This is a genomic window from Roseibium sp. JB4-4, from assembly GCF_055693425.1.
Map to the genome: position 1 here is coordinate 5,663,444 of NZ_CM146333.1, position 14,898 is coordinate 5,678,341.

15 protein-coding genes are annotated in these 14,898 nt (G+C 55.1%); 8 read left to right on the forward strand and 7 right to left on the reverse strand.

All coding sequences use genetic code 11. The annotated features are described in order from the left end of the window. Nucleotides 1-66 precede the first annotated feature (66 nt). A complete protein-coding gene (locus tag ACZ1HV_RS26700) occupies nt 67-1,719 on the forward strand; it encodes an FAD-binding oxidoreductase (RefSeq protein ID WP_472716838.1) in 1,653 nt (550 codons plus the stop codon). Nucleotides 1,720-1,750: 31 nt separating this feature from the next. Here ACZ1HV_RS26700 and ACZ1HV_RS26705 read toward each other — a convergent pair whose 3' ends face one another. From ACZ1HV_RS26705 to ACZ1HV_RS26715, 3 genes are all read right to left on the reverse strand, one after another. After that, complete coding sequence (locus tag ACZ1HV_RS26705; RefSeq protein ID WP_298818384.1) at nt 1,751-2,131, reverse strand: VOC family protein; 381 nt, start codon at nt 2,129-2,131, stop codon at nt 1,751-1,753. A 13-nt stretch (nt 2,132-2,144) separates the two neighbouring features. Next, nucleotides 2,145-2,690, reverse strand: a complete 546-nt coding sequence (locus ACZ1HV_RS26710) for a thioredoxin family protein (protein WP_472716839.1) — start codon at nt 2,688-2,690, stop codon at nt 2,145-2,147. 119 nt (nt 2,691-2,809) lie between these two features. Next, nucleotides 2,810-3,100, reverse strand: coding sequence for a putative quinol monooxygenase (locus ACZ1HV_RS26715; RefSeq protein ID WP_472716840.1), 291 nt, complete (start codon nt 3,098-3,100; stop codon nt 2,810-2,812). A gap of 103 nt (nt 3,101-3,203) precedes the next feature. Here ACZ1HV_RS26715 and ACZ1HV_RS26720 point away from each other — a divergent pair, with 103 nt between their 5' ends. Both ACZ1HV_RS26720 and ACZ1HV_RS26725 read left to right on the forward strand, forming a co-directional pair. Continuing rightward, the gene (locus ACZ1HV_RS26720; RefSeq protein WP_472716841.1) at nt 3,204-4,094 is read left to right on the forward strand and encodes a LysR family transcriptional regulator; all 891 of its coding nucleotides are present in this window, start codon (nt 3,204-3,206) and stop codon (nt 4,092-4,094) included. A gap of 513 nt (nt 4,095-4,607) precedes the next feature. Beyond that, nucleotides 4,608-5,738, forward strand: a complete 1,131-nt coding sequence (locus ACZ1HV_RS26725) for a type III PLP-dependent enzyme (protein WP_472716842.1) — start codon at nt 4,608-4,610, stop codon at nt 5,736-5,738. Between the two features lie 198 nt (nt 5,739-5,936). On the opposite strand, the gene ACZ1HV_RS26730 is transcribed toward ACZ1HV_RS26725, so the two are convergent. Together ACZ1HV_RS26730 and ACZ1HV_RS26735 are read right to left on the reverse strand one after the other, a co-directional pair. Continuing rightward, nucleotides 5,937-6,521: a hypothetical protein gene (locus ACZ1HV_RS26730; protein ID WP_472716843.1), complete on the reverse strand. Its 585-nt coding sequence runs from the start codon at nt 6,519-6,521 to the stop codon at nt 5,937-5,939. Nucleotides 6,522-6,731: 210 nt separating this feature from the next. Next, a complete protein-coding gene (locus ACZ1HV_RS26735) occupies nt 6,732-6,968 on the reverse strand; it encodes a hypothetical protein (RefSeq protein WP_298986593.1) in 237 nt (78 codons plus the stop codon). Between the two features lie 73 nt (nt 6,969-7,041). Here ACZ1HV_RS26735 and ACZ1HV_RS26740 point away from each other — a divergent pair, with 73 nt between their 5' ends. Together ACZ1HV_RS26740 and ACZ1HV_RS26745 are read left to right on the forward strand one after the other, a co-directional pair. Next, nucleotides 7,042-8,427, forward strand: a complete 1,386-nt coding sequence (locus ACZ1HV_RS26740; protein ID WP_472718505.1) for a homospermidine synthase — start codon at nt 7,042-7,044, stop codon at nt 8,425-8,427. Nucleotides 8,428-8,696: 269 nt separating this feature from the next. Continuing rightward, nucleotides 8,697-9,026: a hypothetical protein gene (locus ACZ1HV_RS26745; protein WP_298986587.1), complete on the forward strand. Its 330-nt coding sequence runs from the start codon at nt 8,697-8,699 to the stop codon at nt 9,024-9,026. A 68-nt stretch (nt 9,027-9,094) separates the two neighbouring features. Here ACZ1HV_RS26745 and ACZ1HV_RS26750 read toward each other — a convergent pair whose 3' ends face one another. Beyond that, nucleotides 9,095-9,358 (reverse strand): DM13 domain-containing protein, encoded by a 264-nt coding sequence (locus ACZ1HV_RS26750; RefSeq protein WP_472716844.1) that lies wholly within the window; start codon nt 9,356-9,358, stop codon nt 9,095-9,097. Continuing rightward, nucleotides 9,355-9,483 carry a twin-arginine translocation signal domain-containing protein gene (locus ACZ1HV_RS26755; protein ID WP_472716845.1) on the reverse strand — a complete coding sequence of 43 codons (129 nt, stop codon included), beginning with the start codon at nt 9,481-9,483 and terminating at the stop codon, nt 9,355-9,357. Before ACZ1HV_RS26755 ends, ACZ1HV_RS26750 begins: the two co-directional genes overlap by 4 nt. A gap of 289 nt (nt 9,484-9,772) precedes the next feature. On the opposite strand from ACZ1HV_RS26755, the gene ACZ1HV_RS26760 reads away from it, so the two are divergent. From ACZ1HV_RS26760 to ACZ1HV_RS26770, 3 genes are all read left to right on the forward strand, one after another. Then, the gene (locus ACZ1HV_RS26760; protein ID WP_472716846.1) at nt 9,773-11,872 is read left to right on the forward strand and encodes a C1 family peptidase; all 2,100 of its coding nucleotides are present in this window, start codon (nt 9,773-9,775) and stop codon (nt 11,870-11,872) included. Nucleotides 11,873-11,891: 19 nt separating this feature from the next. After that, complete coding sequence (locus ACZ1HV_RS26765; RefSeq protein ID WP_472716847.1) at nt 11,892-14,102, forward strand: DNA/RNA non-specific endonuclease; 2,211 nt, start codon at nt 11,892-11,894, stop codon at nt 14,100-14,102. A 204-nt stretch (nt 14,103-14,306) separates the two neighbouring features. After that, nucleotides 14,307-14,882 carry an MAPEG family protein gene (locus ACZ1HV_RS26770; protein ID WP_472716848.1) on the forward strand — a complete coding sequence of 192 codons (576 nt, stop codon included), beginning with the start codon at nt 14,307-14,309 and terminating at the stop codon, nt 14,880-14,882. Nucleotides 14,883-14,898 lie beyond the last annotated feature (16 nt).

Genomic DNA, 14,898 nt, shown 5'->3' on the forward strand with positions numbered 1-14,898 from the left:
AGAAGGACTTTCGGTCACTCTAAACTGGGTGACCGGCCCTTTGTTCCACGTGTGGGAGACAATCAGATGCTTAAGACTGACATCGGCGTTGCTGCCGACAGCGGACGGTCTCCCTTTCACAAGGGCGAGCAGCAAGTCCAGCAGCATATGGGGGAGCGTGATATCGAGCGCTGGGCAAAAGGCGCAATTCGGAACCATATGCCGGACCAACACCGCGAATTCTTTGAGGCTCAACCGTTTTTAATCGTTTCCGCGCGCGATCGGCAGGGCCGACCATGGGCGACCGTTCTGGAAGGCGATACCGGGTTCGTTGCATCGCCGGAGGCAACACGCCTTGATATTGACGCCTCGCCAACGCCTGGGGACCCGCTTGCAGAAGCTCTGAGAGCGGGAACGAATATTGGCATTCTGGGCATTGAGTTGGCCACCCGACGCCGCAACAGGGTCAATGGGCACGTTGTTGGAGGCACGGAAGGACAACTGAATTTCGTCGTTGGTCAATCGTTCGGCAATTGTCCGCAATACATCCGTGAGCGCTCTTATTGGTGGGATGAAGGTCCGCTTGAGACCAGGGTCCAGCGCGGGCAGGATCTGACACCGTCGCAAATCGACTGGATCCGAACTGCCGACACGTTTTTCATCGCAACAGGATACCAGGGGGAGGGCGAAGATCCTGCTTATGGGATGGATGCTTCCCACCGAGGCGGTGAAAAAGGTTTCGTGGAGGTGCTTGGCGATCGGAAAATCCGCTTCCCGGATTATGCGGGAAACAGGTTTTACAACACGCTGGGCAACATCGTGCAGGACGGTTGCGCCGGCTTCCTGTTTCTGGATTTCGCAAGTGGTAGTCTGCTGCAGTTGACAGGGCGCGCAACAATTGACTTTGGATCCGACGACGTGCGCCGTTTTGCCGGGGCCCGCCAGCTTGTGACGTTAGACATAGAGGACGTTGTCGAAACGACGGCGGCTTTGAGGCTGCGCTGGCAGGCGGATGCGGAAAATGCCCGCTCATTGCGGTTGATTGAAAAACACCGGGAAAGCAAAGACGTGGTGTCCTTCCTGTTTGAGGCCCGCGACGGCGGCACTCTCGAGCCCTTCAGGGCGGGTCAGCATCTTCCCATCGAGCTGAAAATCCCGGGCTTTGATGAAAAGGTCCAGCGCACTTACTCGCTGTCGAATTCATCGAATGGGATGCACTATAGAATTTCCGTGAAACGGGAGACCAGCGGGCTCGCTTCACGCTATCTGCACGATGCCTTGCAACCGGGAGCCATACTTGAAAGCCGGAAGCCCGCAGGTGATTTTATACTGCCAGATGATGACAGGCCGATTGTTCTTGTGAGTGCCGGGATCGGCATAACACCGATGCTCAGCATGGTGCATTGGCTGGTGGAAAGCGATGACAATCGGGCAATCTGGTTCGTGCACGGGGCTCGCAATGGCGCACATCATCCGTTCAAACGCGATGTTGACCGGATTGCCAGCGAAAGCGGCAGCGTTTCGACGCTGACATTTTACAGCAGGCCGAACGAAGGCGACGAACAGGGGCGCGACTTCGATGTCGAAGGGCGTATTTCAGGTGAGGCCTTGAAGGCACTGGTTGCCCGAAATGACGTGCATTATCTGCTCTGCGGCCCGGCTGCCTTTCTAGCCGGGATGCAGGCTGAACTCGAACATCTGGGAGTGCCAGAGGCCCTGATCCATTCAGAAACATTTTAGCACCTGAAACCTTGAGAAATGCTCGGATGGTTCAACCGTTGGAGACAAAGTCCACGTGAATGTGGTTGCCATCCGGGTCCCAGAGATTGAAGGCGACAAGATCAAGGCCAGGCGGTCCGGAGCGGCGGTATTCTTCACCACTTTGCTGCAGGCGATGTTCGAATTCTTCAAGACCTGTCGCGGTAAATGCGAAATGCTCCAGTTTCAGCTCTTTTTCAGAGCCAACTGCATGATCGCCCTCAATTTCGACAAGGTGGACCACCGCCTGTTCGCCCGCATAAAGCCAGGCTCCTGCGAAGGGGAAATCGGGCCGGGGACCGGACATCAGACCAAGAACGCTTTCGTACCAGACAACCATGGTCTGGAGCTGCTTCGTTCTCAAGTTGACGTGGTCGAGCTTTTCAATCTGCATGGCGTCAATGTTTCTATTTGATGGAGCAACCAATCGAGGGTATCTGCTCAAGCGGACCGTTTCCGGTCTCTGCGACTTGTTTCATCGCTTCAAAAAGGTCTCGGCGCATGTCAATGCCCGCGACATTCATGCGCGTTGCGTCCAAACGGCCGCGATATTGCAGCCCAAGGTTTTTGTCGAAGCCGAAAAAATCAGGAGTGCAAACCGCGCCATAAGCCTGTGCAACGGATTGGCTTTCGTCGTGCAGATACGGAAATGGAAAGCCCCGTGTTTCCGCGAGCCTTTTCATGTTGGCGAAATTGTCTTGCGGATAGGCGACCGGGTCGTTTGAGCAGATTGCAGCAACGCCAATGCCCATTGCCTTCAAATCCTGGGCATCGCGCACGATCTTGTCGAGGATCGCAAGTACGAAAGGGCAATGGTTGCAAATGAACATGACCAAAGCGCCGTTTTCATCCTTGAGGTCGTTGAGTTCATATGTCTTGCCATCAGTGCCCGGCAATTTGAATGCCGGGGCGGGCCAATTGAAGTCGCAAACCGGGGGAGAAAGCGCAGCCATGAAGTCCTCCATTAGACCGCAGGTACATAGCACAGAATTTTTCAGGTGAAGATACCTTTGCCGGTGCGGGGATTGGCCGTAGCGTGCCTGCCAAGCCCCGCACAACATGTCGGCTGGCTTTAGTCGATCAGGGTCATTTCGTTGAGGGTGAAATCGGCAACGGCACCTTCTGTGGCCTTCAAATACGCAGCAAGATGCGGCGCATTCATATGTGTCTGCCACAGCTCACGGCTTTCCCAGTTCTCGTAAAAGAGAAAATGTGCGGGATTTTCGTTGTCCTGATGCAGGTCGTAGTTGATGCAGCCGGTTTCAGCGCGCGTAATATCGATCAGTTTCAGCAGCTCGGCTTTCACCAGGTCAATTTGATCCGGGTTAGCCTTGATATTGGCGACAATTGTCAGTCGGGACATGTTTGATCTCCTGTTTGGTGTTCGTCAGTGCCGCTAACCTATTCACTTGACATTCACGGATAAAGAAGCATTTTTCGATTTCATAATCCGGAAATGCCGAGTAATGCTGCTTGATAACATCGCCCTGTTCGTGAAAATCGTTGAGAATGGCAGCCTGGCTGCCGCGGCAAGGCAAACAGGCTTGTCGCCGACGACAGTATCGGAACGTCTTTCAGCGCTGGAAACGCACTATGGCGTCGCTCTGCTTAACAGGACAACCCGTTCTTTGAGCCTGACCGAAGAAGGCCGCACACTCATGCTTGGTGCGCGCCAGCTGCTGGACGAGGCAGCCGATCTTGATGGCCGTATTAGACTGGGAGCTCAAAACCTTTCCGGTCTTATCCGTCTAAGTGCGCCGCTCGACCTTGGCCGGACACTCGTTTCAGAAGCCATTGCGGCATTTCAGGCCGAACATCCCGGCATCTCCATCGATCTGCATCTTTCAGACGGATATGCCGATATTGTCGGTCTCGGCATTGATCTGGCTGTCCGGTTCGGCGAAATCGGGGACAGCACTTTGCGCGTCCGTGCACTTCCGGCAAGGCCGAGGCTGGTATGCGCGTCACCGTCCTATGTCGAAAGAAGAGGGGCGCCGTCGAAACCAAGCGATCTGCAACAGCACACATGCATCCTCATGCGTTTCGGTCAATCGATAGACAATGTCTGGAAATTCATCTCAGGGGATGAAAAGCAATCGGTGCGGGTTGACGGCTCGCTGACTGCCAATGATGGTGCCCTCGTGCGCCAATGGGGCCTGGAAGGCCGCGGCATTATGCTGAAGTCTGAATTTGACGTCATGAGTGACATCCGATCCGGCAGGCTTGTCAGGCTTTTGCGGGAACACGAAACACCAAAACAGCCGCTTCAGATGCTCTTTCCACCCGGGCGTTCGCAATCACACCGGGTGAAAGTCTTTGCCGAGTACCTTGCAACAAGTTTCAAGGCATTTGAATAGGGCGAGGTTGACTTAGCAACTCGATCTTTTTCACTGAATTTCAAATTTCTGCTTGCGCTGAAAAGCAAACGGGCGCATACACGCCTCGCCCAAATTCGCACGTGCCCGAGGCCGTTCATGGGATGCTGAAACAGGACATCTCTTAAGGGGTCACTGCCAGGAAAACCGCCAAGGGGCGAGGCAGACAAGATCCGGACGGCTTAAAGCAACGACGTAAGAGGGCTTTTTTGGTCTCGGCCGGGGTTTCCAATCTCCGGTGTCACTGAAGAGGCACTTGTTACATCATTGCCCGACGTGCGGCTCGGTATTCCCGATCCAATCAACGGCATTCCCGACGCGGGAAAGCATTGCACTGTTTCCAGTTGCGCTGCCCAACCGTCGCTGCGTCCAACCCGGCCTCCGGTTCCATCCCGGAGGAGGCCCGGTGCGTCACGCAGCACCCTGCGACGTGAACCTGCGGAGCGCTGAAAGATTGCGCGTATCCGCAGCCTTGATTGAAAGGGGAGCCCCCAAATGAGCGAGCGAATCCGCGAATTTCTGCGACGACGCGACCAAGACGGCCCTTGTGTGGTTGTTGACCTGGATGTTGTGCGCGAAAACTTCCAGGCCTTTGCCAAATCTTTGCCCGACACGTCCGTCTATTACGCGGTCAAGGCAAACCCTGCACCGGAAATCCTGTCATTGCTGGAAAGCTTCGGATCGTCCTTCGACTGTGCTTCGGTCGGAGAGATCGAAATGGTTCTGGCAACAGGTGCTGCATCCGAGCGTATTTCTTACGGCAACACCATCAAGAAGGAGAAGGACATTGCGCGCGCTTACCAACACGGTGTCCGCCTCTTCGCTGTCGACTGCGTCGAAGAAGTGGAAAAAATTGCCCGCGTTGCCCCAAGCTCCAAAGTTTTCTGCCGGGTCCTGTGCGACGGAGAGGGAGCCGAGTGGCCATTGTCCCGCAAGTTCGGTTGCGACCCGGAGATGGCGCCCGACGTGCTTGAACATGCACACAGGCGGGGTCTTCAGGCCCATGGTGTCTCCTTCCACGTCGGTTCCCAGCAAGCGAACCTCAACGCTTGGGATTTCGCTCTTGCCATGGCGGCGAAAGTCTTCCGGGAAATGGCGCATCGCGGTGTCGAGCTAAAGATGGTCAACATGGGTGGCGGATTTCCGACCCGTTACCTGAAGGATGTTCCCGGTGTCCCAAGCTATGGCGATGCCATTTTCCATGCGCTGACGAAGCACTTCGGCAACCGTCTGCCTTCGACAATCATAGAACCGGGCAGGGGCATGGTCGGCAATGCCGGCATGATCGAGGCTGAAGTCGTTCTGATTTCGCGTAAATCAGCACAAGATGAAACCCGCTGGGTTTATTTGGACATTGGCAAGTTCCACGGTCTGGCTGAGACTATGGACGAGGCCATCCGATATCCGATCCGGACACCGCATGACGGAGACCGGACCACGCCTTGCGTCCTTGCCGGTCCCACTTGCGACAGCGTTGATGTTCTCTATGAAAAAGATCCCTATGAGCTGCCGGTCAGCCTATGCATTGGCGACAAGGTTCTGATCGAAGCTTGCGGGGCCTATACCACGACGTACTCTTCGGTTGGTTTTAACGGTTTCGCGCCGCTTGCGTCCTTTGTTATCTGACTGACTGCGCCATCGTGTTTCTTCATCAGCACGGTCTGCTCTTCTAGTGCATGAGCGGGCCGGGCTGGTTCCTTTCAAGTATGTGTTGCCCGTAATCTCGTGATCCAAGACGGCCGGCGCGGACTGTAATTGCCTAATAATTGGCGTTTCAGACTTGAAATTTCAGGGAAAAACCGTCAAGTCTTGAGAAAAGTGCAATCAGTGCGCTTTCGTGCCACGTTCTCGTCTGATGTTGCTGACACAACGCTGAGACGAAACGAAGAGATTTGGAGTTTTGAGAATGACCGATGATACCAAAGGCGGCGCCCCGAAGAGCCGGACGACAAAAGCTGCCGCCAAACCTGCTGCACGACGCACGACAGCAGCAAAAGCGCGGTCAACCAAAACAGCTGTCGACAAGGCAGCAACAAATAAATCTCCTGCGCGCAAACCTGCTGCAGCCAAATCATCCAATACCAAGCAAACCGCGAAGCCTGCAGCAGCAAAGCAACCTGCCAAACAGGCTTCCCCAAAGCCAACTGCGGCCGCAAAGACGCCGTCTTCCAAAGCCGCCAGTGTGAAGACGGCGGCCGCGAAGCCAGCTGCAGCCAGGAAAGCCGCAGCGGCACCGAAACCGACGGCCGCCAAAGCCTCTGAAACAAAGGCAGCCGGTTCCAAAACCAGCGCATCCAAACCTGGAGCCAGCCGAAAGCCGGCAGCACCAAAGGCAGCAGCGACCGAAGCTTCATCAAAACGGGCAAACGCCTCCGGGACGACTGCTGCACGGCAGCCTGCGCGGGCCAAAGCAGGTGCTGGAACGTCGGGTGCTCAGAAAAAGCCTGCGGCGGCCAATACCGCGGCAACCAAGCGTGCGGCGGCCAAGCCAGCCGCGACAAAGGCTGCAACAGCAAACAGGGCCACAAAAGCGCGAGCCGGTTCGCCAAAGGTAACCAGTCCGTCAAAACCTGCAGCGACAAAGCAGAGCGTTGCAAAAGTGGCAGCTGCCGCAAAGCCTCAAACCGCTAGACCTGCAGCAACAAAGGCGGCAACTGCGATTTCAAAAACGGCCAAACCAGTCAGCGTAAAGCCAGCGGCGACCAAGCCGACGACAGCCAAGCCTGCCAGCTCCAGACCGGCTGCTGCAAAGCCGGCAAGCACCAAGCCAGCCTCGGCAAAACCGGTCACTGCAAAGAAGGCGAGCGCAAGCAAGTCGGCCGCCAAATCAGCCGCACCACGAAAGACTGTCGCCAAAAAAGTCGCCCCTCGGCCGGCTGCAACCGCCAAGAGCTGGCCGGTGCATGGAACTATTTCAGGTCCCGTGGTGATGATTGGGTTGGGATCGATCGGTAAGGGGACCCTGCCATTGATCGAGCGGCATTTCAATTTCGATAAGAACCGGTTCACTGTGATTGACCCGGTGGACACAGACGCCAAACTAGTGACAGACCGTGGCTACAAATTTCAGAAAACGGCTTTGACGCCAAAGAACTACAAAGACGTTCTCACACCGCTGCTGAGCGAAGGCGAGGGACAGGGCTTTGTAGTCAATCTGTCCGTTGATACGTCATCGCTCGACCTGATGAAGCTGTGCCGCAAGCTTGGGGTGCTCTATATCGATACAGTGGTCGAGCCGTGGCCCGGGTTTTACTTCGACGACACGGCAACGGCAGCCGATCGCACCAATTATGCCCTGCGCGAAACTGTGCGCCGGGAAAAGAAGAAGAAACCTGGTGGAACGACCGCCGTTTCCTGCTGTGGTGCAAACCCGGGGATGGTGTCCTGGTTCGTCAAAAAGGCTCTCGTCGATGTAGCAACTGAAACCGGTGTCAAATTCAAGGAGCCCAAGTCAAAGAAAGACTGGGCGAAATTGATGAAAAAGACCGGGGTCAAAGGCATCCACATTGCTGAACGCGACACACAACGCGCCAAGGAACCGAAGCCTGCAAATACATTCTGGAACACCTGGTCTGTAGAGGGGTTTCTGTCAGAAGGGTTTCAACCGGCTGAACTCGGGTGGGGAACGCACGAGACCTGGAAGCCTAAAAACGCCAAAAGCCATAGGAAGGGCTGCAATGCAGCCATCTATCTGGAGCAGCCAGGTGCCAATACGAGGGTCCGAACCTGGTGTCCAACACTCGGAGCTCAGTTCGGCTATCTGGTAACCCACAACGAAGCCATTTCGATTGCCGACTATTTCACGCTGGAGAATGGCAAAAGGGTCAGCTACCGGCCAACCTGTCACTACGCTTACCACCCAGCAAATGACGCCGTGTTGTCGCTTCATGAGCTTTTTGGCGCCGCCGGCAAGATCCAGGACAAATTGCATGTCCTAGAGGAAAACGAACTTCAGGACGGGATCGATGAGCTTGGCGTTTTGCTTTATGGGCACAAGAAGAACGCTTATTGGTACGGTTCCCAGCTGTCGGTAGAGCAAACGCGCAATCTGGCACCTTATCAGAATGCCACTGGTTTGCAGGTGACGTCGGCGGTGATTGCCGGGATGGTCTGGGCTCTGGAAAATCCGTATGCTGGTATCGTTGAAACCGACGAGATGGATTACAAACGCTGCCTTGAGATCCAGCTTCCCTACCTTGGTCCGGTCAAGGGATACTACACCGACTGGACGCCGCTCGATAACAGGCCGGGTTTCTTTCCCGAAGATATCGACCCGAATGACCCCTGGCAGTTTCGCAACATTCTGGTTCGCTAACAGTTCTCGGGCTGGACTACGGGGTTCCTGTCGAGCACAGGAGCCTCGTCCGCCTGTAGAGGCTGGGGGAAATTCAGATTTCTTTCGTAAATTTAATGATTTGCGGCAAACCAATTAACTCCTCCAAACCAGAAATCGCCACAATTGGTTCCCAACTGCCGCGCGGCGCAGATCGATCTTTTCTGATGCCATGCGATCTTTTCTGTCGGGATTTCCAACTCGAAGTATGCGGAAAGAACGGCACCAACAAAACATTGAGAGGTTGGGCCATGAGTATGTACGTCACCTTGGGGATTTTGCTGTTGACGACAGTCATCTTCTCAGCAGTCGTTCTTGGCTATTTCCTGGCGTCGAAGTCTTTTCAGTCGGAAAGCCGTTCTGGAGACGGCGGTGTGCTTCTGATTGCAGGCGGTCTTTTCATTGCCTTCACGGCAAGCTTCATCGAGATATTCGACTTTGCTTTCCGATTGCCGTTTTCTGAATATGTTGACCTTGGAATTGGTCTGGCTTCAGTTGTTGCGGCTGTACTCGCAGCACAGGCGGTCTTTGCTGTTTTCAGTCGCAACGCTTCCGTGCCGGTACCAGCTTCGAAGGACTGAGGCCGCTAAGATCAGGCTTTTTGCGGAAGTGTCCCCTGTGAATAGGGAAGCACTTCCGCAGAGCGCCTTTAACCGCCAAGTTTCGCAACACCGAGCGGGACATTGAATTTGCGACACCATACATAGACTTCGTTGTATTTCGAGACATCGATACCACCGCGCAAACGGTAGGACTGTTGGCCTTTTAACTTCTTCAAGGCTCCGAGATCCGTGTTTGGATCGTATCGCCCGTTCCGTCCAAGCCCTATGCGGGCGTCCGGGGCACCATCAAAGGTGAAATCTCTCTGCAAGACGACGCGGCTGCCGGACAGCTCCGCATGCCCCGTCGTCACGTGACGGCTTTTTCCTTGAAGCGCCCGGATCTGGCGTGATCCTGAGCAAGAGCGGGAAGAGACGCGGTGGCCGTGGCTACCGCCATCCCGGCAGACAGTGACAAGAAGTGCCGACGGTTCAACATGAGACGTGTTCCTTTTCATCAAGAGCGAGTTTTATCGGCGCAGATGAAGGTTCCCGCCGCTGCTTGATGAGGTGGCGCTTGAGGCATTTCGATTGAAGGCCCTGCGTGGTCAACCAACGTCACATCAGGGCGAGGATAAGGTGATATGGCTGAGAATGCAGGCCTACCTGACGTTGCGTAATAGGTTGTATTTTGAAATTTTATTTATCAAAGGTTGCTGATTGTCTTTGAAGTGATCTAGTCTCTTCAAGTAGCTTATTTGTTTTTACACTACTTTAGGTGATCGGTAATGGCATCGGTCAAGCATTCATTTTCTGGAACACTTCGTGGCCTCGATGTAAGACCCGACCGGGTTGATTTCAGGGATCGTCCCTATCGCCCGCCTTTGACGTTCCTGCCGCCACAGTATCCGCCGGAAGAGCTGGCGGATCAGTTTCTGCCGAGATTTCTCGAAGACGGATACATATTGAACCAGGGCTCAGAAGGGGCGTGCACAGGCTTTGGCCTGGCGGCTGTCATCAACTATGTCTTTTGGGAACGTTACTTAGAGGAAACCGAGCGCGGCAGAGCCGCTGAAAAGCCTCACCTTGTGAGCGAGCGCATGCTCTACAACAATGCCAAACTCTATGATGAGTGGGACGGCGAGGACTACAGCGGATCAAGTTGCCGGGGGGCCATGAAAGGCTGGCACAAACATGGTGTCTGCCGGAAAGACCTGTTTCCCTATGACGACAGCAAGTTTGTGCCGCCCAAGACGGGCTGGGAAATTGACGCGATCGAACGCCCGCTGGGTGCCTATTACCGCGTGGATTCACGTTCTATAGCCGACATGCAGGCTGCGATCGTTGAAACGCATGCAATCTATGCTTCTGCCAAAGTACATGACGGCTGGAGCCTCAAGACGTGCGCGTCGCTGCAGAAGGCGGTCATTCAACGAACCAGTGACAAGACAACAGGGGGGCACGCCTTCGCACTGGTTGGCTATAACCGCTATGGCTTTATCGTGCAGAATTCCTGGGGACCGGACTGGGGTTACAAGGGTTTTGGACTGCTGCCTTACAAGGATTGGGTGGACAACGGCTTCGATGCCTGGGTCGCGGTCGTCGGCGCCCCTGTTGAGGTCGATCAGGTCGCCGTCGTCAAACCCAGTGCCCCACTTGCCAACCTCCCAGTGTCTGAGCAAGCAATCGGTACGTCAGCCGGGTCCGGCCTGGAGGCGGTCCAAAGATGGAGTGAGGCAAAGACCTATCGTCACTCGGTTGTGAGCGGCAATGACGGACGGCTGCTGCGCCGGTTACCGGAAGCAGCCGATGCACATGACGGACTTGCCGTCGTGTTTAAAAACGTTCGGCAGTTGCTAGAAGACAAGCAGGTACGCAAACTCGTCTTTTTCGCGCATGGCGGCCTGACCGGGGAAGACAGAGCGGTCAAGCACGCGCAAAAGCTTGGCCCCTGTTTTGAAGCCAACGGAATTGCACCTGTGTTCTTCGTCTGGAAAACGGGATTGGCGGAGAGCCTGAAATTTATCGGGGAAGATCATTTCAGGCGTTTTGCCACAGACCTGTCAGAGGGGCCGGGGCGTGCAGGGAGTGAGGGGCTGTTCGATGTCTTGAAGGAGAAGCGGGACAGGACATTCGAGCTCGCCGCCCGCCAATTGGTGGGCCGTGCGGTCTGGGGCCAGATGAAGCAGAATGCAGCTTCGGCTGCACTCGGCGAAGGCGCGATCCGTCAGGTCAGTAGACATGTGCGCACTCTTTTGAACGATTTTCCAGACCTTGAGATGCATATGGTCGGACACTCCGCCGGATCCATCTGGCTTGGGCACTTTCTGGAAGACCTCAGGCAGCGAAAACTTGGTGACAAGAAAAAGCCGCCTGTGAAGACAGTGACGCTCTGGGCACCAGCATGCACCATAGCTTTTGCCGGTCGTTACTATGGGCACAACACCGAGAAACACGTCATTGCGGATGGTGGCCTCCATGTTGATCTCTTGAATGACGAGTTGGAGAGGGCTGATTTCGTCGGCAAGGAACAGCTTTACGGCAAATCTATTCTCTATCTGGTCAGCCGGGCGCTCGAGGATGACCACAAGACGCCGCTGCTGGGTCTGGAATGGGCCTTGAAGGACAAGTTCAAGGAAGCCTTCGAGAAGGACATTTTTGCAGGGGTTACCAGGAAGTCCGCTGAGGACTGGGTTGCGCAACTAAAGCGCATCAATGCCTCCTTCAGTGTTCTTGAGCACCGCGAAACCACGAACGGGCTCGCTGAAATCCCGGTGCGTCACGGATCATTCGACAACGACACAACAATAAACACAGAGATGCTGAGGCGCATTCTCGGCGCTGAGCCCAAAGTTATCATCAAAGATTTGGCCACCCATTCATTTTAGAGCAAAGGGAGAGCTCGACATGCCTGTTTCAAAGGAAAAGCCCGACCTAAAGAATTATCTCGAAACACTGCTCTCAAGCGGTGATCTTGCTGAATTGGCCGACCAGCCTGAAGAGACACTGCGCATGGGCGGTGGCATGGACGAAGGCCCGGCCGGGGCCGATGACGAGCGGGCAAAAGCTCATGCGGCCGTCGAAAAACTGGCCCGCGGTCAAGACCTCGACCGAGAAGAAGCTTTCCTGATTGAAGCGATTATCGTGCCCGACAAACGTCCGGCAATTGTTGTGACCAATGGGGCCTATAACGTCCAGCACAAGGACTGGCTGCATTTCAATACGAATGAGACCATCCGGCGAAATATTCTTAAGATCTTGCCGGCTGCTGGACGGATTGAACTCCCGGACCATCCCTATCTGCCGTATGGCGGAACAGGCTTTCTGGTCGCAGATGATCTTATCATGACCAACCGCCACGTAGCCGAGCTATTTGCGACGGGACTAGGTGAAAAAGGTTTGGCTTTCCGGCCAGGTCAGACTGCAGGGATCGATTACAAGCAGGAAGCGGGATCTGCTGAGAGTGCGTTTGCGAAAGTAATCGGTATACGAATGATCCACCCGCACTGGGATATGGCATTGTTGCAGCTGGAAGGGTCCCCGGACGGTGTCGACCCATTGCTTTTGTCCATGCAGGAACCGGAGGACCTTGAAGGCCGAGAGATTTCTCTGGTCGGTTACCCGGCGTTTGATCCGCGCAACGATGCAGCGGTTCAGAACCGTGTCTTCAAGGGCATTTACGACGTCAAAAGACTGCTTCCCGGTTTTTTGAAAAGCCGCCGTGAAATCCTCAGTTACGGTGATCAGGTCAATAGCGTTACGCATGACGCAAGTTCGCTCGGTGGCGCATCTGGCAGTCTCGTCATGGATGTCATCACTGGCGACATTGTCGCGCTCCATTTTGCCGGACGATACAAGGACGCGAACTTTGCGGTTCCAACTTATGAACTGTCTCGTGATGACAAGGTTGTGGGGGCGGGTCTTGAATTTGGGGAAGACGCGCTCAGCAACATCGAAGACCCCAATCCGTGGCTGTCTGACTGGAGACAGGCAGATGGAACAGCAGAAAGCACAGCAGTTGCTCTGTCGCAAGACAACTCCGGAAGTGCAATCCAGGCACCCGTTCAGACCGCAGGACCCGGCGGCACGAGCCGTTGGACCATCCCGATCACGATAGACATCCAGGTTGGCGCAGCGTCTATGGTCAGTGCGCAAGCTTCAGCTGCAATACCTGCCGGACAGCCGCTGGCGGCGCCGGCCATCGAACGAATGGTCGAGCCCAAGCATGATGACGACTATACCAACCGTCCAGGCTATGACCCGTCCTTCATCGGTCTTGATGTTCCCGTGCCAAAGGTGACCGATATGGACCGGGTTTCAAAACTTGACGATGGGTCTAACCTTCTGAAGTATTATCATTTTTCGATAATTATGGACAAACTTCGACGTATGCCACTTGTCACCGCGGCCAATGTCGACACGCGTAAATCCAGCCTGAAACCCGAACCTGGACGCAAATACAATCGGAAGGCCCTAAACGGCTTCACGTCCGACAATGATCGCGAGAAGTGGTTTGCCGACCCGAGGATACCCGGTGACCATCAACTGCCGGACAGGTTCTTTAACAAAGACCGAAAAGCTTTTGACAAAGGCCATGTGGTTCGGCGCAACGCCGTGGTGTGGGGACGGACATACGAGGAGGTTCAACTCGCAAACGGAGACACGTTCCACTCCACCAACTGCACGCCGCAGGTCAAGGGGTTCAACAGATCCCGGGAAGGCGGCGAATGGGGCCAGCTCGAAAATCACATATTCAAGCAGGCAAAGACAGAAAAGCTCTGCGTGCTGGCGGGTCCCGTTCTCAAATCCGAAGACCCGATCTTTACCGGCGTGGACGATGATGGTGTCACGAAGGTCCGCATCCCGCAGTCCTACTGGAAGGTTGCGGTCGCCAATGCGGACGGAGAACTTCAGGCCTTTGCTTTTCAGCTTGAGCAGGACTTGAGTGATGTTGCGTTCGAATTCCAGCTTACCCAGAAATGGAAGGCTCGTCTGATTTCGTTGAAAGATCTGGAAAAGATCCTTGCCATCGTCAAGTTCGACAAGGTTCTTCACGCCGCCGATCAGGCTGGGACCGGGGCAGGTGAAGCGGTTTGCGCAGATGCCGGAATTGGCTGACCATGATCGCATCCAGACTTGCTTTCGAGCCTCACGGGCGTTCAGTATCTTTAGAAAACGGGCACCCATCGACTTTTACACGGTAAGCTCAATTGAAACCGTGCCTGTGACTGGACGCGGGCATGGTTAGTGCCTAAGTCAGGTTTTCTTCGGCATTTTTTGACAAGCGATGTGCCGGCTGCGGTCGATAGGGGCGAAATTCAGATGAGTGGTGTGTCCGAAGCGCGTAAACAGCGTGCTCGAATGTTCATACTGGGGTATCCGTTCACCCTCATATTTTTCGCATTCGTTCTAAACCTGTTTGCATTTGGTGTTCAGCCTGCTGAAATCGGGCTGCCGTCCGCCGGGGTGCTGACTGCGTTCATAGTGTGTGCAGCGCTACTCCTTGCCAATCATACTTGGTTGATGACAGCGACCGAGCTGACCAGAGTTCGATTTGGACTGCATGCAACGCCCGAAGAATGGGAGGCGAGCGCCAACGCGCCCGAACAGGTTCCGCAAATTGGTTGGCAGGAGCTCGAGCGTCATCACAATGCGCATCGCAACGCTACGGAAAATTCGGTCTATTTTGTTCTTTTGGCAGCGATTTTCAGCCTGGTGTCCCCGCCGCTTGCGGCCTGCTGGGTCTGGGTCGCTGGTTTTGCTGTGGGGCGCTGTGGCCACAGCTGGTGTTATCTGGCCGGTCGAGACGGTCTGAGGGGGCTCTTCATGAGTGTCAGTCTCTTGAGCCTCTACGGTCTGGCAACTTACCTGATCACCGCAATGATGATGACTTTCTGAACCGCCATTCCGCCTG

Excerpts from the sequence above, each read along its gene's own strand:
- ACZ1HV_RS26700 (WP_472716838.1), top strand. The coding sequence starts at position 67 with ATGCTTAAGACTGACATCGGCGTTGCTGCCGACAGCGGACGGTCTCCC.
- ACZ1HV_RS26705 (WP_298818384.1), bottom strand. The coding sequence starts at position 2,131 with ATGCAGATTGAAAAGCTCGACCACGTCAACTTGAGAACGAAGCAGCTC.
- ACZ1HV_RS26710 (WP_472716839.1), bottom strand. The coding sequence starts at position 2,690 with ATGGCTGCGCTTTCTCCCCCGGTTTGCGACTTCAATTGGCCCGCCCCG.
- ACZ1HV_RS26715 (WP_472716840.1), bottom strand. The coding sequence starts at position 3,100 with ATGTCCCGACTGACAATTGTCGCCAATATCAAGGCTAACCCGGATCAA.
- ACZ1HV_RS26720 (WP_472716841.1), top strand. The coding sequence starts at position 3,204 with ATGCTGCTTGATAACATCGCCCTGTTCGTGAAAATCGTTGAGAATGGC.
- ACZ1HV_RS26725 (WP_472716842.1), top strand. The coding sequence starts at position 4,608 with ATGAGCGAGCGAATCCGCGAATTTCTGCGACGACGCGACCAAGACGGC.
- ACZ1HV_RS26740 (WP_472718505.1), top strand. The coding sequence starts at position 7,042 with ATGATTGGGTTGGGATCGATCGGTAAGGGGACCCTGCCATTGATCGAG.
- ACZ1HV_RS26745 (WP_298986587.1), top strand. The coding sequence starts at position 8,697 with ATGAGTATGTACGTCACCTTGGGGATTTTGCTGTTGACGACAGTCATC.
- ACZ1HV_RS26755 (WP_472716845.1), bottom strand. The coding sequence starts at position 9,483 with ATGTTGAACCGTCGGCACTTCTTGTCACTGTCTGCCGGGATGGCGGTA.
- ACZ1HV_RS26760 (WP_472716846.1), top strand. The coding sequence starts at position 9,773 with ATGGCATCGGTCAAGCATTCATTTTCTGGAACACTTCGTGGCCTCGAT.
- ACZ1HV_RS26765 (WP_472716847.1), top strand. The coding sequence starts at position 11,892 with ATGCCTGTTTCAAAGGAAAAGCCCGACCTAAAGAATTATCTCGAAACA.
- ACZ1HV_RS26770 (WP_472716848.1), top strand. The coding sequence starts at position 14,307 with ATGAGTGGTGTGTCCGAAGCGCGTAAACAGCGTGCTCGAATGTTCATA.